We start from the raw sequence: 17,065 nt of genomic DNA, 5'->3' as shown, positions 1-17,065 counted from the left end.
ATGACATATCCAGATCCGCCCCAGACGGGCCTTTCGGACTTCACACCGAGCCTCGGTGAGCTCGCACTCGAGGACAGATCGGCGCTGCGCCGGGTTGCCGGGTTGTCGACCGAGCTTGCCGACGTCTCCGAGGTGGAGTACCGCCAGCTGCGCCTGGAGCGGGTGGTGTTGGTGGGAGTGTGGACCGAGGGCAGCGCGGCTGACAACCGGGCAAGCCTGGCCGAGCTGGCGGCATTGGCCGAAACCGCCGGCTCCCAGGTGCTCGAAGGACTCATCCAGCGTCGCGACAAGCCCGACCCGTCGACCTACATCGGCTCGGGCAAAGCGGCCGAACTCCGCGAAGTGATCGTGGCGACCGGCGCCGACACCGTCATCTGCGACGGCGAACTGTCCCCGGCGCAGTTGACCGCCTTGGAAAAGGCTGTGCAGGTTAAGGTTATTGACCGCACCGCGCTGATCCTCGACATCTTTGCCCAGCATGCCACCAGCAGGGAGGGCAAAGCCCAGGTGTCGCTGGCTCAGATGGAGTACATGCTGCCGCGGCTGCGCGGCTGGGGTGAGTCGATGTCACGGCAGGCGGGCGGTCGCGCCGGTGGCAGTGGTGGCGGGGTGGGTCTGCGCGGTCCCGGTGAGACCAAGATCGAGACTGACCGACGCCGCATCCGCGAGCGGATGGCCAAGTTACGGCGCGACATCAGGGCCATGAAACAGGTCCGCGACACCCAGCGCAGCCGTCGCCGGCACAGTGACGTGCCGTCGATCGCGATTGTCGGCTACACCAACGCGGGTAAGTCCAGCCTGCTCAACGCGCTGACCGGGGCCGGGGTGCTGGTACAGGACGCGCTGTTTGCCACCCTGGAACCCACCACCAGGCGCGCGGAGTTCGGTGACGGTAGGCCAGTCGTGCTCACCGACACCGTCGGCTTTGTGCGGCACCTGCCCACCCAGTTGGTCGAGGCGTTTCGCTCCACGCTGGAGGAGGTCGTGCACGCCGATCTATTGGTCCACGTCGTGGACGGATCCGACGGCCACCCGCTAGCCCAGATCGACGCGGTCCGTCAGGTGATCTCCGAGGTGATCGCCGACCATGACGGCGATCCGCCGCCCGAGCTGCTGGTAGTGAACAAGGTTGACGTCGCTAGCGACCTGATGCTGGCCAAGCTGCGGCACGGGCTGCCCGGCGCGGTGTTCGTTTCCGCCCGCACCGGCGACGGTATCGATGCGCTCCGACGGCGGATGGCCGAGCTGGTTGTGCCCGCCGACACCGCCGTCGACGTGGTGATCCCGTACGACCGCGGCGAGCTGGTGGCCCGTGTGCACGCCGATGGGCGGATACAGCAGGCGGAGCACAAGCCCGAGGGCACCCGGATCAAGGCCCGTGTCCCGGAGGCGCTGGCTGCCACCTTGCGCGAGTTTGCGCCGCGAGCGTAACGCCACGGCGAATTCGGTGCACGCAAGCTCGCCGTGGCGTTACGCTCGCGGCGGCTGGCGCGCCCCGGCTACCTGCCGACCAACCGCCCGGTTGGTATTGTTGGGCACCAGAATTTTCTTCCCCGGAGGGCATCCATGGGCAGTGCCATCAAGTACCAGCGCACACTTTTCGAACCCGAACATGAGTTGTTTCGCGAGTCTTACCGGGCGTTCCTCGATCGCCACGTCGCGCCCTATCACGATGAATGGGAAAAGACCAAGATCGTCGACCGCGGCGTGTGGCTGGAGGCCGGCAAGCAGGGATTTCTGGGCATGGCGGTGCCCGAGGAGTATGGCGGTGGGGGTAACGCGGACTTCCGGTACAACACGATCATCACCGAGGAAACCTGCGCCGGACGGTACAGCGGGATCGGTTTTGGCCTGCACAACGACATCGTGGCGCCGTACTTGCTGGCGCTGGCCACCGAAGAGCAGAAGCGGCGCTGGTTTCCCAACTTCTGCACCGGGGAATTGATCACCGCGATCGCGATGACCGAGCCCGGAACCGGTAGTGACCTGCAAGGTATCACCACCCGTGCCGTCAAACACGGTGATCATTACGTGCTGAACGGGTCAAAGACGTTCATCACCAACGGGATCAATTCAGACCTAGTGATCGTGGTGGCGCAGACGGATCCCGAAAAGGGTGCGCAAGGGTTCAGTTTGTTGGTCGTCGAACGCGGCATGGCTGGATTCGAACGCGGCCGCCAGCTGGACAAGATCGGGTTGGACGCCCAGGACACCGCCGAGCTGTCCTTCACCGACGTGGCGGTTCCAGCCGAAAACCTGCTCGGCCAGGAGGGGATGGGGTTCATCTACTTGATGCAGAACCTGCCGCAAGAACGGATCTCGATCGCCATCATGGCGGCCGCGGGGATGGAATCCGTGCTGGAGCAGACACTGCAGTACGCCAAGGAGCGCATGGCGTTCGGCAGGTCGATCGGTAGCTTCCAGAACAGCCGATTCTTGCTGGCCGAGCTGGCAACCGAGGCCACTGTGGTGCGCATCATGGTCGACGAATTCATCAAGCTGCACCTCGCGGGGAAGTTGACGGCAGAGCAGGCCGCCATGGCCAAGTGGTATGCCACCGAGAAGCAGGTGTATCTGAACGACCGCTGTCTGCAGCTGCACGGTGGGTACGGCTACATGCGCGAATACCCAGTCGCCCGGGCCTATCTCGATTCGCGGGTACAGACGATTTACGGTGGCACGACCGAGATCATGAAAGAGATCATCGGTCGTGGCTTGGGTGTTTAGGCGCAGCTAGCCCTCAGCTAGCGCGGGCTCACATGTGCGCGTCGCGCGCGGCATGGGCCCTGCACAGCAGCGTCATCAGGTCGTCGTCCTGTCCGGGCTGCATGCGGTATTTCGTTGGGAGAGTGTTGATCTGGCGTTCAGCGGCCAGCAGTGCGGTAAAGATCTTGTCGCGTTCGGCCGACTCGGTCTCATAGTGCAGGTCGAGGTATGCGGTTGCATACCGCCGGGCCCTCGCCATGGCGTTCTGCGCCCGTCCGCGCGCCGACCAGAACGACGCCGCGGTCGTGATCAGCAGGACGATGATGATCACCGTCAACGACTGGGTGGTGCTCACCTCCACGGTCGGGACCGGCTTGCCGCCGTTGATGAACGGAATCTTGTTGTCGTGCAATGCTTCCAGCATCAGTTTGACGCCGATGAAGCCAAGAATCACGGCCAACCCGTAAGACAGATAGACTAGCCGATCCAGCAGGCCGTCGATCAAGAAGTACAGCTGGCGCAGGCCCAACAGCGAGAACGCGGTGGCGGCGAACACCAGATAGACGTTTTGGGTCAGGCCGAAAAGTGCTGGAATCGAATCGAACGCAAATAGTATGTCAGTGCCACCCACGGCGATCATGACCAGCAACAACGGGGTCATCATTCGCTTGTTGTTCGAGACCGTGAACAACCGGTCTCCGTTGTAGTCCTGTGAGGTCCGCAAGAAGCGGTCGGCTAGCCGGATAATGACGGACCTCTTGAGCGTTTCGGCGTCGCGGCTTTCTAGCCCGGTGGGTTTGGCGAGGTTGCCCGCCATGACCAGTAGGACCAGGCCGAACAGGTAAAAGGCCGAGTTGAAGTTCTCGATGAGCGCGGCGCCGACGAAGATGAATCCGGTGCGCGTGACGAGCGCAAACGCGATACCGAACAACAGCACCTTTTGTTGCGCGAGACGAGGCACCCCGAAGCTGCTGATGATGACCAGAAATACGAACAGGTTGTCGACCGACAGGGCTTCGTCGGTCAGGTAGCAGGCGAAATATTCGACCGCCAGCTCTGAGCCGCCGAACACCACCACTGCGATGCCGAACAGGATCGCTATCCCCACGAAGGTCGCCGACTGGATGACGGCCTGACGTAACGTCGGTACATGGGTCTTGCGTACGTGGAGGACGTAGTCGACCAACATCAAGCCGGCGATCAGGACGATGGTGAGGGTCCAGACCAGGCCGGAAGCACCCATGTCAGCCGGGATTCCTCTCACCGCATCAGTCCGGTTGTCGTTTCCGGCACGGTAACGCAAACCCGGCCCGGGCTGCAGCCCGGTTGCTCACCACAGCAGCGTGCCCCGGCATCAATTTGACATCGGCTGGGTATCCGTTTTCGTAATATTTGCGATTGGACTTCGCAATCGTCGTTCGCTGGAGCAATGTTATGCGAGCCCGGGGACAATACGGACCGCAGCGGGGACCGGCCCACGGTGGGAGATCCACCGGCTGGCGGGCTAGGCAGGGCATCGGCTGGGAGGCTTGGTGAACGGGCAGAGAGGTCAATTGAGCACGCTGATCGGGCGTACGCTGCTCGGCTTGGCGGCCACGGCGGTGACCGCCGTGTTGCTGGCGCCCACGGTGGCGGCTTCGCCGATAGGCGATGCCGAGGACGCCATGATGGCCGCGTGGGAGAAGGCGGGTGGTGACACTTCAACACTTGGTGTCCGGAAAGGTGACGTTTACCCGATAGGCGACGGGTTCGCCCTGGACTTCGCCGGCGGCAAGATGTTTTTCACCCCGGCCACCGGTGCCAAATACCTCTACGGCCCGCTCCTGGACAAATACGAGTCGCTGGGCGGTGCAGCCGACAGCGATCTGGGATTCCCGACCATCAACGAGGTGCCCGGCCTTGCCGGACCCGACAGTCGCGTGAGCACGTTCTCCGCGGCCGACAACCCGGTGATTTTCTGGACGCCTGAACACGGCGCGTTCGTCGTGCGCGGCGCGCTGAATGCCGCGTGGGACAAGCTCGGCAGCTCGGGTGGCGTGCTGGGTGCCCCGGTCGGGGATGAAACCTACGACGGCGAGGTCACCGCCCAGAAGTTCAGCGGTGGTGAAGTCTCCTGGAACCGGGCAACCAAGGAGTTCACCACCGTTCCGGCGGTGCTGGCCGAGCAGCTGAAGGGTTTGCAGGTAGCGATCGATCCTTCCGCGGCGATCAACATGGCCTGGCGCGCAGCAGGCGGTGCCGCAGGTCCGCTGGGCGCCAAGAACGGTGGGCAGTACCCGATCGGCGGAGACGGTATCGCCCAGGACTTCGTCGGTGGCAAGGTCTTCTTCAGCCCGGCAACCGGTGCAAACGCCGTCGAGGGTGAAATCCTGGCGAAGTACGAGTCGCTGGGCGGACCGGTCAGCAGCGACTTGGGTTTCCCCATCGCCAACGAAACTGATGGTGGTTTTGGGCCCTCCAGCCGGATCGTCAGGTTCTCCGCGGCCGACAAGCCGGTGATTTTCTGGACTCCGGACCACGGCGCGTTCGTCGTGCGCGGAGCCATGGTGGCCGCGTGGGACAAGCTGCGCGGCCCCAACGGCAAGCTCGGCGCCCCGGTCGGCGACCAGACCGTCGACGGCGATGTTGTCTCACAGAAATTCACCGGCGGCATGATTTCGTGGAACCGTGCAAAAAACACATTCACTACGGATCCCGCTAACCTAGCGCCCTTGCTGTCCGGTCTGCAGGTGTCAGGGCAGAACCAGCCAAGTACTTCGGCGATGCCCCCACCCGGCAAGAAGTTCACCTGGCATTGGTGGTGGTTAGGGGCCGCCGCCCTGGGGGTGCTCCTGGTCGTGATGGTGGCGTTGGTGGTGTTCGGATTGCGTCGGCGTCGACGTGGGTACGACGCCGCTGCTTACGACGATGACCGCGCTGGGGATGTCGAGTACGGTACCGCCGCTGATGGAGACTGGCCGCCCGACGAGGACTTCGGTTCAGAGCATTTCGGTTTCGGCGACCAGTTCCCGCCGGAACCTGTGGCGCCGGACGCCGGGTCCACACCGCGGGTCAGCTGGCCGCGCGGCGCCGGGGCGGCTGTCGGTGATGCCGAGCATCTTCCGGGTGAGGAGGGCTACGGCAGCGACTTGCTGTCCGGCCCCAGCAACGTCGGGGTCGAGGAGGAAGACACCGATGCGGTGGACACCACGCCGACACCCGTTGTGTCGCAGGCCGACCTTTCCGAAGTCGGTCCCGATCTCATTGTTCCTGAGCGAGTGGTTCCGGAGACTTTCGTTCCGCAAGCCTTTGTTCCGGAAGCAGTGGCGCCTGAAGCGGTGCCGCCCGATGTCCACGCTGCCGATCTTGCTGACACTGGGTTGCCGGCGGCGGCTGTATCCGCAGCTGAAGACAGAGGCGGGCGGCACGCGGCCGCAGAACCGCCGGAACCGCCGAGTGCGGGCGTGCGCCCGGCAATTCATCTGCCGCTCGAGGACCCATACCAGATGCCGAACGGCTATCCCGTCAAAGCCAGTGTGAGCTTCGGCCTGTATTACCCACCCGGCAGTGCGCTATACCACGACACGCTGGCCGAACTCTGGTTCGCCAGTGAAGAAGTGGCACAAGTCAACGGCTTCATTAGGGCGGATTGACAGCCTGCACGCGGATCAGCATCAGACCTTGCGGATCACCGTGACGACCTTGCCCAGCACCGTCGCGTCGTTGCCCGGGATGGGATCGAAGGCCGGGTTGTGCGGCATCAACCACACCTGACCGCCGGCGCGTTTGAACGTCTTGACGGTGGCCTCACCGTCGATCATGGCCGCAACGATGTCGCCGTTGTCGGCGACGTTCTGCTGTCGCACCACCACCCAGTCACCGTCGCAGATCGCGGCTTCGACCATCGAGTCACCGATCACCTTGAGCAGGAACAGGGTGCCTTCGCCAACCAGCTCACGCGGCAGCGGGAAGACGTCTTCAACGGCTTCCTCGGCAAGGATCGGGCCGCCGGCCGCGATACGTCCCAGGACAGGGACAAAGGTGGGTTCCGGTAAGGCGTCCGAGCCGGCCACTTCGGTCACCGGCGGTAGGGCGGCGTCGTCGGCACCGCGCACATTGACGGCGCGGGGGCGGTTCGGGTCACGGCGTAGGTAGCCCTTGCGCTCCAGGGTGCGCAGCTGGTGCGCCACCGAAGACGTCGACGTCAGACCAACGGCGTCGCCGATTTCCCGGATGCTCGGCGGATATCCGCGGCTAGTGACCGACGCGCGGATGACGTCGAGAATAGTGCGTTGCCGCTCGGTCAGCGCCGAATCTGCGGACAGCACCCGGCTGTCCGCGCCAGCGGCTCCGCCGGCAACCGAGGTGTCGTTGCTGTCGTTCATGGCAATGAATGTAGTCGCATTCGCACCAAGAATCAAACATGTGTTCGACAGGCGTGTTCCGGTCGCGGGAGGGCACGAGGAGGGGCTGGGCATTCGCGCCGGAAGTCCGGCTCCAACCGAAACGTGTCGGTGGTGTGGTCTACCGTTTTGCGCGTGCGACACGCTTCGATCAAATGTTCGGATATCGAACACATGAGTGACTACAGTGTCGAACACGCGAGCGATTACCGTCTGAGTTGGAGGAGCGAACATGACACCGGTCCGGCCACCGCATACCCCCGATCCGCTCAATCTGCGGGGCCCGCTCGATGGACCTCGCTGGCGCCGCGCTGAGCCGGCGCAATCGCGCAGGCCCGGCCGATCGAGGCCGGGGGGTGCGCCGCTGCGCTACCACCGCACCGGGGTCGGGATGTCGAGGACTGGGCATGGCAGCAGGCCCGTCCCGCCGGCCACGACGGTGGGGCTGGCTCTGCTTGCCGCGGCGATTACTCTCTGGCTTGGTTTGGTGGCGCAGTTCGGGCAGATGATCACCGGCGGTTCGGCCGACGGGTCGGCCGATTCGACCGGTCGGGTGCCCGACAGGCTTGCCGTGGTACGGGTGGAAACGGGGGAGTCCCTGCATGACGTGGCGGTCCGGGTGGCGCCGAACGCTCCGACCCGCCAGGTTGCCGACCGCATCCGTGAACTCAACGGCCTGCAGACACCGGCATTGGCCGTGGGTCAGACGCTGATCGCGCCGGTTGGCTGAGGCCATCCCGGTGTCCGCGAAAACCGTTCTGTGTCAACGTTACTGGGTGACCGCGACGCAATATGCGCATCAGTCGTGACTGCAGTGGCTACCCGCGGGAGCACACAGGTACGCTCGGAGTCGTCTGTGATACCCGGATGTCAAGACGGCAAAGGAGCGGCCATGCATTGCCCGTTCTGCCGGCATCCCGATTCGCGGGTGATCGATTCCCGGGAAACCGATGAAGGCCAGGCGATCCGGCGCCGGAGGTCGTGCCCCGAATGTGGACGACGATTCACCACCGTAGAGACCGCGGTGCTGGCCGTAGTCAAGCGCAGTGGCGTTACCGAACCCTTCAGCAGGGAAAAGGTGATCAGCGGTGTGCGCCGGGCGTGCCAGGGACGCCAGGTCGACGACGATGCGTTGAACCTGCTGGCTCAGCAAGTCGAGGATTCGGTGCGTGCCGCGGGGTCGCCGGAGATTCCGAGTCACGATGTCGGCCTGGCTATCCTGGGCCCGTTGCGCGAGCTTGACGAGGTGGCCTACCTACGGTTCGCGTCGGTCTACCGGTCGTTTTCTTCCGCGGACGATTTCGCGCGCGAGATTGAGGCGCTTCGCGCGCACCGCAACCTATCAGCCCACAGCTGACCGATCTCGCGGCGCTAGGCTTCCCGCATGCCTGTCCCCCGCAAGCGGGCGATGACCCGAGATCTGGCCCCTGCCCTGCAGGCGCTGTCACCCCTCCTGGGGAGTTGGGCGGGTCGCGGTGCGGGCAAGTACCCCACCATCCGGCCGTTCGAATACCTCGAGGAAGTCGTATTCGCCCATGTGGGTAAACCGTTTCTGACGTACACACAGCAGACCAGGGCGGTAGCTGACGGGAAGCCGCTGCATTCCGAGACGGGGTATCTCCGCGTTTGCCGACCGGGCTGCGTTGAACTCGTTCTCGCCCATCCAAGCGGCATCACCGAAATTGAGGTTGGAACCTATTCGGTGACCGGTGACGTCATCGAACTCGAATTGTCCACACGCGCGGATGGGTCGATCGGATTGGCCCCGACCGCAAAAGAGGTGACCGCCCTTGACCGTTCCTACCGCATCGACGGCGACGAGCTTTCGTACTCGTTGCAGATGCGCGCGGTCGGGCAACCCCTGCAGGATCACCTTGCCGCCGTGTTGCATCGGCAGCGCTGAGCTCTACGTCAGTCGAGTTGTGCCACACCGTCGCTGACAACTCGGCCGGCTACCCGAACCCAGCCCTCGGGACTCCAGGTGGTGTGGATCAACGATCCTTTGCCCTGGGTGATGGTGAGGTCGCGGCTGAGGTAATCGGTAATCCGGATGGCCGCGGCACCGGTCGCTTCGTCTTCGGTGACGCCCAAGTTGGCGGCAAACATGCGGGCGCGCAGCGAGCCAGCGGAGCGGTCGGTCCAGGTCCAGAGGTAGTGCGCGATGTCGTCCGGAAAGTCGGCGGGGTCGGCGGCGGCAAGCGCATCAAGTGAATCCAGGTCGTGGATGGCGAACTCGGGTGCCCATTCCGAGCGGGCGCTGATGGCGGTGAGATCACCGTGGTAGCTCACCTGGACGATGCCGGCCGGCACCTGCAGCGTGTTAATTGGCGTCCCCCTCTCGCGCAGCCACCAGGACGCTCCCACGGTCGGGTGTCCGGCGAACGGAATTTCGGTGCGGGGAGTATGGATGGTGGCGTGTGCGGTGGTTGAGCCGGGGCTGGGAAGATCGACGAATATGGTTTCGCTGTAGCCCGATTGGGCTGCCAGCTGCTGCCTGTCGCGGTGTTCGACCTTGCTGGCGTTGATCACCCCCAGCGGATTACCGAAATTCCCGTCTGAATCGGTGAAAACCCGCAACACCGAAACCTCAATGGCCATGGCCCGACTGTACGACCTGGGGAAGAGCCCTAACAGACCCGGTGGTGATCAGGTAGCGCTGCGTTCGTTGGACCCGATGGCGTTCAGTACTGCAACACGGGTGTCTGCCGAGCCGGTGACGGTTGCTTCGCCGCCACCCCGGCGAAGCAACGCGCGCAGCGCGGCCTGGTCGTATTCGGCGGGCTCAGTGGTGTCCATGAAGCGTTCGACGATGTCGATGAAGCGCGCAGGGTCGTCGTGAAACGGGAAATGTCCCGAGCCCTCGAAAATCTCCAATTGCGAGCCCGGCATGGCGGCATGCGCCATGTGAGCGTGACGGACTGGCAGCACGACATCCTTTGTGCCCCAGATGATCTGTACCGGGATGGCTTCGGTCAAATAGCATCGGTCCAGCATGGTGACCATCTGCCCCCGCCAGTCCACCACTGCCCGCAGGGTGCGGCCGAACGCCGCAGAAGCCGTCGGCTCTGGCAGGTCGTCCAAAATGCGCAGCACATTGGGCAGGTCGTGCCCCAAGCTGGTGGTACCGATGGCCTTACCCACGATCCGCCCGGCGATTTGCACTGCCGGCAGCACCAGCGGCAACCGTAGCAAGGCCATAGCCTCGCTGCCCATGGGCAACGAGGCCAACCGGAAGACGATGTTGACGTCCTTGGTGACACCGCCCGCGCTGACCAGGATCAGTCGGTCGACTAGCTGAGGGAACTGGTAGGCGAATTGCATTGCTACCCCGCCGCCGAGCGAATGGCCCACGATGGTCACCCGCTCGATGTCGAGCACGCTGAGGAGGTCCCGCATGCCGTTGGCGTAAGCCGCAACCGAATAGTCGGCACGCGGCTTGTCGGATTGCCCGTGGCCCAGTAGATCCGGAGCGATGACGGTGAACCGTTGGGCGAGCTTGGCGTGCACCCCATTCCAGGTGGTGGAATTGTCACCTATCCCGTGGATAAGCAGAATCGCCGGCCCGGAACCGGCGATCCGGAATGCCCGCCGATAACCGTGGACGGTGCGGAACTGCAGCGTAGGCGGTGCCACGTCGCGCACTGGCCGAAGATTTCGCTTCCGCTCGGTCATCCTCGCCAATCTTGTTGTCGGGCCGACTGGGGCCGTTTTGTGGGCCGCTTTCGCGGCGTTAGGTCGGGTCGTCGTCGGACTTCTTCTCGGCCTGCTGAGCCAGGAACCGCTCAAACTCGGCACCGAGCTCGTCGCCGCTCGGCAGATCTTCGTCGCGCGTTAGCAACGACCTGTTCTCCTGAGCGTCGATGAAGGCATCGTACTGGCGCTCAAGGGCCGCCACCACTTGAGCCACTTCGGCGCTTGCCTGGACCTGCTCGTCGATCTTGGCCTGGACCTCTGCGGCTGCTTCGGCTAGCGCGGCCAGCGGCAGCTGCAGAGAACCGGTCTTGGCCACTTGTTCGAGCAGCGCTTGGGCGGCCGCGGGATAGTCGGTCTGCGTGAGATAGTGCGGGACGTGCACGGTGAACCCGACGACCTCATGACCGTGCTGGGCCATCCGGTATTCCAGTAGGTTGGAAGCGCTACCCGGGACCTGGATTTCGGAGATCCACGGTTGAAAATCGGAGATCAGCTCCCGGTTGTTGGAATGAGCGGTCATCGTGATCGGTCGTGTGTGCGGAACGGCCATCGGGACGGTGCCCAGGCCGATGGTCTGCCGTACACCCAGGCGCTCGGCCAGCAATCGGACGGCGGTGATGAACCGCTCCCACTTCAGGTCCGGCTCCAAACCCGCCAGCAGCAGAAATGGGGTGCCGATGCTGTCACGCAGCGCATACAGGCTTAGCTCAGGATCATCGGAGTGGGTGAAATGATCGGTCTTGAAAGTCATTAATGGCCGCCGCGAGCGGTAGTCCAGTAGTTCATCGATCGCGAAGGACGCGACCAGCTCTGTGTCCAGGGCCGCCTTGAGGTGGGCGGCGGCCAGCCGGATCGCATGGCCGGCGTCGGAGAAACCTTCCAAAGCGTGCACCAACACCGGACCACGGCCGTCGGACGACGACAGCTGAGGCGCCGGGAACTCAAGCTCGTACATGCCGGGTTGCCCCGGCTCATATTCTCGCGCTTCGTCTGCGCCTTGATCGCGAGCCATGGGTGTTGCCTCCTCTCGGGGTTGTCGCCGAGGTGCCGTAACCAGTGTCCCTCAAATCAGCGGACAGCAATGATTGAACAGCCAACCCTGGCTGCCGCTGTGCTGCACAACGCCAAAAGCGCGGGGCCACGTTCGACGCCGACCGTTCGTGGGCGGCGGCGAATTTGCTGGCAAGCCTACTTGGGCGCCGAGACGGATTCACATCCGCTCGGCACCCTCAGCGGCGGAACTGGTTGAGTGCGCGCATCTTGTTCATCACGTCCAGTGCGGCGTTCTTGTAGGCCTCCGAGAAGGTCGGGTAGTTGAACACCGCGTCGACCAGGTACTCGACGCTGCCCCCGCATCCCATCACGGCCTGCCCGATGTGCACCATCTCGGTGGCGCTGGTGCCGAAGATATGCACGCCGAGCAGCTTGAGATCCTCAGTGGAAACCAGCAGCTTGAGCATGCCGTAGGAGTCGCCGGCGATTTGGCCGCGGGCCAGCTCCCGGTAGCGGGCCACTCCCACCTCGTATGGGATGGAGCTCTTGGTCAGTTCCACCTCGGTGGCGCCGACGTAGGACACCTCGGGAATCGAATAAATACCGATCGGCTGAAGTTCGGTGATTCCGTCGGTTGGTTCGCCGAAGGCGTGGTAGGCGGCCAGCCGCCCCTGCTCCATCGACGTCGCGGCCAAGGCGGGGAAGCCAATGACGTCGCCGACGGCGTAGATGTGGTCTACCTTGGTCTGGAAACGGTCGTCTACGAAGATCCGCCCGCGGCCCTGCACCTCGAGTCCGGCGTTGTGCAGGTCGAGGTGGTCGGTTTGTCCCTGACGTCCCGCCGAGTACATTACGGTCTCGGCTGGAATCTGTTTGCCGCTGGCCAGGGTGGTCACGGTGCCCGCAGAGCCGACATCGACCGCGGTCACTTCCTCGCCGAACCGGAATGTCACCGCCAGGTCGCGCAGGTGGAATTTCAGCGCCTCGACGACCTCGGGGTCGCAGAAGTCCAGCATGTTGTCCCGCTTCTCCACGACGGTGACTTTGGTGCCCAACGCAGCGAACATGGAGGCGTATTCGATGCCGATCACGCCGGCACCGACCACGACCATCGAGGATGGCAGCGATTTGAGATCGAGGATCCCGTCGGAGTCGAGCACCCGTTCTTCGTCAAATTCGACTCCGGATGGCCGTGCCGGCCTGGTGCCAGTGGCGATGATGATGTAGTCGCCGGTGACGGTGGTCTTTTCCCTGCGGGCCTGGTCCTCCACGAGGATGGTGTGCGGGTCGATGAACCGGCCATGGCCCACGATCAGATCGACGCGGTTACGCATCAGCTGGTTGCGCACCACGTCGACTTCCTTGCCGATCACGTGCTGGGTCCGCGCCAACAGGTCGGCCGGGGTGATCCGGTCCTTCACGCGGTAGCTTGCGCCGTACAGCTCGCGTTGGTTCATGCCGGTGAGGTAGAGCACAGCCTCACGCAACGTTTTGGATGGGATCGTGCCTGTGTTGACGCAGACGCCGCCGAGCATTCGGCCGCGTTCGACGATGGCCACGGACTTGCCCAGCTTCGCCGAGGCGATGGCGGCTTTCTGTCCGCCCGGGCCTGACCCGATCACCACGATGTCGTATTCACGCATCGACCCCATGAAATGACAGTAGAACGCACAGTTACGCCTTCGTCCACAGGAAGGCAGCTCGATCGCGTGACGTGGGCACCGGCTGACGGTGCCGGTAGTCAGCGTGGCATTCATGACGAAGTATCGAGGACAATTTGAACTCAACCGCCCTGCAACACTGATCGCCGCGCTACCGGCCATCCTCGGCTTCGTGCCGGAAAAATCGCTGGTTCTGGTGTCGTTGGCAGCGGGGGAACTAGGGTCGGTGATGCGCGCCGACCTCTGTGATGAACTCGCCGATCGGGTTGGCCATCTCGCAGAACTTGTCGCCGCGGCGAACCCGGCGGCCGCGATCGCGGTGATCGTTGACGCGAACGGAGCCCAGTGTCCGCGATGCAATGAGGAGTACCGGCAGCTGTGCGCGGCGCTCGCGGCGGCGTTGTCACAGCGCGACATCGTGCTATGGGCAGCGCACGTGGTAGACCGGGTAGCCGCTGGCGGGCGCTGGCATTGTGTGGACGGCTGCGGCTGCAGCGGCGTTATCGACGATCCGTCGGCGTCGCCGTTGGCGATGGCGGCGGTGCTGGACGGCAGGCAGCTCTACCCGCGGCGCTCCGACCTGCAGGCCGTCATCGCCGTGGACGACCCTGTGCGCTCCGCCGAGCTTGCCGTTGCGCTAGGACACCAAGCGGCTGACCGAGAGATCGCACACCGTGCTGATTCGGTCGGCTGCAGCCGCCAGGATGTGGAAAATGCGCTGGCCGCCGCGGCCCGGGTCGCAGACGGTCAGTCCTTGTCCGACACGGAGCTGGCGCGGCTGGGTTGCGCACTGGGCGACGCGCGGGTCCGCGACACGCTGTATGCCCTTGCCGTCGGCGAGAATGCTGGTGCGGCCGAGTCATTGTGGGCGTTACTGGCGCGGGTGCTGCCCGAACCGTGGCGGGTAGAGGCCCTGGTGTTGCTCGCGTTCAGCGCCTATGCCCGCGGTGACGGGCCGCTGGCCGGTGTTTCGCTGCAGGCTGCGCTGTGCTGTGAGCCGGGCCATCGGATGGCGGGCATGCTGGACACGGCACTGCAGTCTGGTCTGCGACCTGAGCACATCCGTGACATCGCGGTCACCGGCTACCAACGGGCTGAACAACTCGGAATACGACTGCCGCCCCGACGTGCGTTCGGTCAACGCGCAGGGTAGGTGCGGGTTAGCTCAGACTTTCTCGACCTTGACCGCGTGGGCCATCTCGTGTGGCAGGGTGACGTTCTCATGGCCCGGGATGACGATGGTCACGCCGCCGCCTGGGGTGGTTTCGACGGTTACTCGTGCGTTGGGCACCACGCCGGCGTCTTTTAGCCGCGTGATCAGGTCGATGTCGCCCTGAACGTGCTCGGTAAGCTGGCGGACGACGACTGCGACCGGCGAGCCGGCCGGCAACTCGGTCAACCGGACCAGGTTGGCGTCGTCGGCGCCCGGTTCCGGGCCCACGCCAAGTTCCACCAGGCCCGGGATCGGGTTGCCGAACGGGGACGTGGTCGGGTTGTTGAGCACCTTGACCAGCCGTCGCTCGACGTCCTCGCTCATCACGTGCTCCCACCGGCATGCCTCGGCGTGAACTTCTTCCCACGGCAACCCGATGACATCGACGAGGAGCCGTTCGGCGAGGCGGTGCTTGCGCATCACGGCGATGGCCAGCGCGCGGCCCTTTTCGGTGAGCTCCAGGTGGCGATCGCCAGCCACCCGAAGTAGCCCATCGCGCTCCATCCGGGACACGGTCTGGCTGACCGTCGGCCCGCTCTGGTCGAGCCGCTCGGCGATCCGGGCACGCAGTGGCGTCACGCCCTCTTCCTCGAGGTCGTAGATGGTCCGCAGGTACATCTCGGTGGTATCAACCAACTCGTTCATTCAGCACCCTCCATTGCAGCTGAGTCTACTTGGCCAGCTGCGAAAATGGTTGCCCGCCGCCCCACCGCAGCGGTATGCCCGCCGCTGGCGCGGCGGGCATACCGTCTGCTACCTGGCTCAGGATGTCCAGCTTCAGCTGGCGTACGACCGCAGCCGATCCGCCCGCTCACCGTGCCGCAGCTTACTCATCACGTCGCGCTCGATCTGACGAACCCGCTCACGGGACAGCCCGAATAGTTTGCCGATTTGATCCAGGGTGCGTGGTTGGCCGTCATCCAGGCCGAAGCGCAGCCGGATCACCTGGTGCTCACGCTCGTCGAGAGTGGCCAGCACGCTGCGGATGTCGGTGTGTAACAGTTCGGCGATGACCGCGTTCTCCGCGGACATGGCTTCGGCGTCCTCGATGAAATCGCCCAAAGGGGCCTCCTCCTCGGAGCCGACCGGCATATCCAGACTCACCGGGTCGCGACTGTGTTCCAGCAGGTCGTTGATCTTGTCGATTGGAATGCCGGATTCGGCGGCGAGCTCCTCATCGGTGGCTTCGCGACCCAGATGCTGGTGCATCTCCCGCTTGATCCGCGCCAGCTTGTTGACCTGCTCAACCAGGTGTACGGGCAGGCGGATGGTGCGGCTCTGGTCGGCCATTCCGCGGGTGATGGCCTGGCGGATCCACCACGTGGCATACGTTGAGAACTTGAATCCCTTTGTGTAGTCGAACTTCTCCATCGCTCGGATCAGACCCAGGTTGCCCTCCTGGATGAGGTCCAGCAACGGCATGCCCCGACCCGTGTAGCGCTTGGCCAGCGATACCACCAGCCGCAGGTTTGCTTCCAGCAGGTGGCGGCGCGCCGCCTCGCCATCACGCACCACGGCCGCCAGGTCGCGTTTTCGGTTCTCGCCGAGGCGCTTCCGGGTTTCCAGCAGATGCTCGGCATACAACCCGGCTTCTATGCGCTTGGCCAGTTCGACTTCACCGGCGGCGTTGAGCAACGCCGTCTTGCCGATGCCGTTCAGATAGACGCGCACGAGGTCCGCCGCGGGGCTTTGAGCATCCAGATCGCTGTCAACCCGGCTTGTGGTGGCCCTTGTGGGTGCATCGGCCATAGCGACCTCCCGATCGGCTTGCACTGTCATGGGGTTTAACGACAAAGCCGGACTTTGAGTTCCCACCCAGCAGTGATCTGACGCCCTGTGACGTGCAGGAATCTGCCGAAGACCTGAGAAAGTCCTGAGAAGTGTGGCCAGTGGCCGACAACCCGGAACGCCGGCCAACAGACGGCTAACCGTGGTCGGCGAACCCCCGCGGGGCTGACCGCTCTGCCGGCTGTCGCCGCGGCTCGAGTGCGGGCCGTTCGGCGGTCGGGAACAGCGGGATGCGCCGGCGGGCGACGTCGAAGCGGCGGGGTTCGTCGGCGCGGCGCGGCGGTCGGTCGTTAGCGATCAGAACGGCCATCCATGGCAACGGCACCGAGGCTGCCACGATCAGTAGCGAGATCAGTCCGTTGTGCCAGGCGCCGTAGGCGATGGCGGCCAGAATGAGCGCGGGGACCCGGAATGCCATCAGGGTCAGGTACTTACGCACCCGTGTGCGATGCTCCACCTCATACGAGGGAGCGGCGGCAGTAATCAGTACCGGCCGGCCCTTATCGTCGAAGTCGTCGAAGTCGTCGAACTGGCCATTGAAACCCAGCCTCAAGCCGTGCTTCATTACTCTACTGTCCCACATGCAGTGCACTCCGGCTTCGAGAGCTTTCCTGCCAAGGGCACAATGT

General features: G+C 64.4%; 17 protein-coding genes. 7 read left to right on the top strand and 10 right to left on the bottom strand.

Translation table 11 applies throughout. The features are described from left to right. Complete coding sequence (gene hflX, locus MCAN_RS14445; RefSeq protein WP_041179716.1) at positions 1 to 1,431, top strand: GTPase HflX; 1,431 nt, start codon at positions 1 to 3, stop codon at positions 1,429 to 1,431. 135 nt (positions 1,432 to 1,566) lie between these two features. Beyond that, positions 1,567 to 2,727 carry an acyl-CoA dehydrogenase family protein gene (locus tag MCAN_RS14440; RefSeq protein WP_014001396.1) on the top strand — a complete coding sequence of 387 codons (1,161 nt, stop codon included), beginning with the start codon at positions 1,567 to 1,569 and terminating at the stop codon, positions 2,725 to 2,727. A gap of 28 nt (positions 2,728 to 2,755) precedes the next feature. On the opposite strand, the gene MCAN_RS14435 is transcribed toward MCAN_RS14440, so the two are convergent. Beyond that, positions 2,756 to 3,949: a TerC/Alx family metal homeostasis membrane protein gene (locus MCAN_RS14435; protein WP_014001395.1), complete on the bottom strand. Its 1,194-nt coding sequence runs from the start codon at positions 3,947 to 3,949 to the stop codon at positions 2,756 to 2,758. A gap of 25 nt (positions 3,950 to 3,974) precedes the next feature. Further along, the gene (locus MCAN_RS14430; protein WP_003902343.1) at positions 3,975 to 4,223 is read right to left on the bottom strand and encodes a hypothetical protein; all 249 of its coding nucleotides are present in this window, start codon (positions 4,221 to 4,223) and stop codon (positions 3,975 to 3,977) included. Positions 4,224 to 4,238: 15 nt separating this feature from the next. Here MCAN_RS14430 and MCAN_RS14425 point away from each other — a divergent pair, with 15 nt between their 5' ends. Then, positions 4,239 to 6,338 (top strand): LGFP repeat-containing protein, encoded by a 2,100-nt coding sequence (locus tag MCAN_RS14425; protein ID WP_014001394.1) that lies wholly within the window; start codon positions 4,239 to 4,241, stop codon positions 6,336 to 6,338. Between the two features lie 21 nt (positions 6,339 to 6,359). Here the strand turns inward: MCAN_RS14425 and lexA are convergent, their stop codons facing one another. Further along, positions 6,360 to 7,070, bottom strand: coding sequence for a transcriptional repressor LexA (gene lexA, locus MCAN_RS14420; RefSeq protein ID WP_003899448.1), 711 nt, complete (start codon positions 7,068 to 7,070; stop codon positions 6,360 to 6,362). 250 nt (positions 7,071 to 7,320) lie between these two features. Between lexA and chiZ the strand changes: the two genes are divergently transcribed. The 3 genes from chiZ (at position 7,321) to MCAN_RS14405 (ending at position 8,991) form a co-directional block, all read left to right on the top strand. Beyond that, positions 7,321 to 7,818, top strand: coding sequence for a cell wall hydrolase ChiZ (gene chiZ, locus MCAN_RS14415; protein ID WP_003413974.1), 498 nt, complete (start codon positions 7,321 to 7,323; stop codon positions 7,816 to 7,818). A gap of 162 nt (positions 7,819 to 7,980) precedes the next feature. Beyond that, positions 7,981 to 8,445, top strand: coding sequence for a transcriptional regulator NrdR (nrdR, locus tag MCAN_RS14410; RefSeq protein ID WP_003413973.1), 465 nt, complete (start codon positions 7,981 to 7,983; stop codon positions 8,443 to 8,445). A gap of 51 nt (positions 8,446 to 8,496) precedes the next feature. Further along, positions 8,497 to 8,991, top strand: coding sequence for a peroxynitrite isomerase (locus tag MCAN_RS14405; protein WP_003900559.1), 495 nt, complete (start codon positions 8,497 to 8,499; stop codon positions 8,989 to 8,991). 8 nt (positions 8,992 to 8,999) lie between these two features. On the opposite strand, the gene MCAN_RS14400 is transcribed toward MCAN_RS14405, so the two are convergent. The 4 genes from MCAN_RS14400 to sthA all read right to left on the bottom strand — a co-directional run bounded on the left by MCAN_RS14400 (position 9,000) and on the right by sthA (position 13,417). Continuing rightward, positions 9,000 to 9,686: a PhzF family phenazine biosynthesis protein gene (locus MCAN_RS14400; RefSeq protein WP_003413971.1), complete on the bottom strand. Its 687-nt coding sequence runs from the start codon at positions 9,684 to 9,686 to the stop codon at positions 9,000 to 9,002. A 48-nt stretch (positions 9,687 to 9,734) separates the two neighbouring features. Further along, a complete protein-coding gene (locus MCAN_RS14395) occupies positions 9,735 to 10,760 on the bottom strand; it encodes an alpha/beta fold hydrolase (RefSeq protein ID WP_003900558.1) in 1,026 nt (341 codons plus the stop codon). 58 nt (positions 10,761 to 10,818) lie between these two features. After that, complete coding sequence (locus MCAN_RS14390; RefSeq protein ID WP_003413968.1) at positions 10,819 to 11,793, bottom strand: proteasome assembly chaperone family protein; 975 nt, start codon at positions 11,791 to 11,793, stop codon at positions 10,819 to 10,821. Positions 11,794 to 12,010: 217 nt separating this feature from the next. Further along, a complete protein-coding gene (sthA, locus tag MCAN_RS14385) occupies positions 12,011 to 13,417 on the bottom strand; it encodes a Si-specific NAD(P)(+) transhydrogenase (RefSeq protein WP_003900556.1) in 1,407 nt (468 codons plus the stop codon). Positions 13,418 to 13,529: 112 nt separating this feature from the next. On the opposite strand from sthA, the gene MCAN_RS14380 reads away from it, so the two are divergent. Further along, positions 13,530 to 14,588 carry a DUF4192 domain-containing protein gene (locus tag MCAN_RS14380; RefSeq protein WP_014001393.1) on the top strand — a complete coding sequence of 353 codons (1,059 nt, stop codon included), beginning with the start codon at positions 13,530 to 13,532 and terminating at the stop codon, positions 14,586 to 14,588. A 12-nt stretch (positions 14,589 to 14,600) separates the two neighbouring features. Here the strand turns inward: MCAN_RS14380 and ideR are convergent, their stop codons facing one another. The 3 genes from ideR to MCAN_RS14365 all read right to left on the bottom strand — a co-directional run bounded on the left by ideR (position 14,601) and on the right by MCAN_RS14365 (position 17,019). Then, on the bottom strand, positions 14,601 to 15,293 hold the full coding sequence (gene ideR / locus MCAN_RS14375) for an iron-dependent transcriptional regulator IdeR (protein ID WP_003413962.1): 693 nt from the start codon (positions 15,291 to 15,293) through the stop codon (positions 14,601 to 14,603). Between the two features lie 132 nt (positions 15,294 to 15,425). Beyond that, positions 15,426 to 16,397, bottom strand: a complete 972-nt coding sequence (gene sigB, locus MCAN_RS14370) for a sigma-70 family RNA polymerase sigma factor SigB (RefSeq protein ID WP_003413958.1) — start codon at positions 16,395 to 16,397, stop codon at positions 15,426 to 15,428. A gap of 175 nt (positions 16,398 to 16,572) precedes the next feature. Then, positions 16,573 to 17,019, bottom strand: a complete 447-nt coding sequence (locus tag MCAN_RS14365) for a DUF3099 domain-containing protein (RefSeq protein WP_003899442.1) — start codon at positions 17,017 to 17,019, stop codon at positions 16,573 to 16,575. Between the last annotated feature and the right edge of the window lie 46 nt (positions 17,020 to 17,065).

It is taken from the genome of Mycobacterium canetti CIPT 140010059, assembly GCF_000253375.1.
GTDB lineage: Bacteria > Actinomycetota > Actinomycetes > Mycobacteriales > Mycobacteriaceae > Mycobacterium > Mycobacterium tuberculosis.
The sequence above is the reverse complement of the archived record's forward strand: the minus strand, read 5'-3'. Positions and strand labels throughout refer to the sequence as shown.

Coding starts and splice junctions, on each gene's coding strand:
- hflX (WP_041179716.1), top strand. CDS start 1: ATGACATATCCAGATCCGCCCCAGACGGGCCTTTCGGACTTCACACCG.
- MCAN_RS14440 (WP_014001396.1), top strand. CDS start 1,567: ATGGGCAGTGCCATCAAGTACCAGCGCACACTTTTCGAACCCGAACAT.
- MCAN_RS14435 (WP_014001395.1), bottom strand. CDS start 3,949: ATGGGTGCTTCCGGCCTGGTCTGGACCCTCACCATCGTCCTGATCGCC.
- MCAN_RS14430 (WP_003902343.1), bottom strand. CDS start 4,223: ATGCCCTGCCTAGCCCGCCAGCCGGTGGATCTCCCACCGTGGGCCGGT.
- lexA (WP_003899448.1), bottom strand. CDS start 7,070: ATGAACGACAGCAACGACACCTCGGTTGCCGGCGGAGCCGCTGGCGCG.
- chiZ (WP_003413974.1), top strand. CDS start 7,321: ATGACACCGGTCCGGCCACCGCATACCCCCGATCCGCTCAATCTGCGG.
- nrdR (WP_003413973.1), top strand. CDS start 7,981: ATGCATTGCCCGTTCTGCCGGCATCCCGATTCGCGGGTGATCGATTCC.
- MCAN_RS14405 (WP_003900559.1), top strand. CDS start 8,497: ATGACCCGAGATCTGGCCCCTGCCCTGCAGGCGCTGTCACCCCTCCTG.
- MCAN_RS14400 (WP_003413971.1), bottom strand. CDS start 9,686: ATGGCCATTGAGGTTTCGGTGTTGCGGGTTTTCACCGATTCAGACGGG.
- MCAN_RS14395 (WP_003900558.1), bottom strand. CDS start 10,760: ATGACCGAGCGGAAGCGAAATCTTCGGCCAGTGCGCGACGTGGCACCG.
- MCAN_RS14390 (WP_003413968.1), bottom strand. CDS start 11,793: ATGGCTCGCGATCAAGGCGCAGACGAAGCGCGAGAATATGAGCCGGGG.
- sthA (WP_003900556.1), bottom strand. CDS start 13,417: ATGCGTGAATACGACATCGTGGTGATCGGGTCAGGCCCGGGCGGACAG.
- MCAN_RS14380 (WP_014001393.1), top strand. CDS start 13,530: ATGACGAAGTATCGAGGACAATTTGAACTCAACCGCCCTGCAACACTG.
- ideR (WP_003413962.1), bottom strand. CDS start 15,293: ATGAACGAGTTGGTTGATACCACCGAGATGTACCTGCGGACCATCTAC.
- sigB (WP_003413958.1), bottom strand. CDS start 16,397: ATGGCCGATGCACCCACAAGGGCCACCACAAGCCGGGTTGACAGCGAT.
- MCAN_RS14365 (WP_003899442.1), bottom strand. CDS start 17,019: ATGTGGGACAGTAGAGTAATGAAGCACGGCTTGAGGCTGGGTTTCAAT.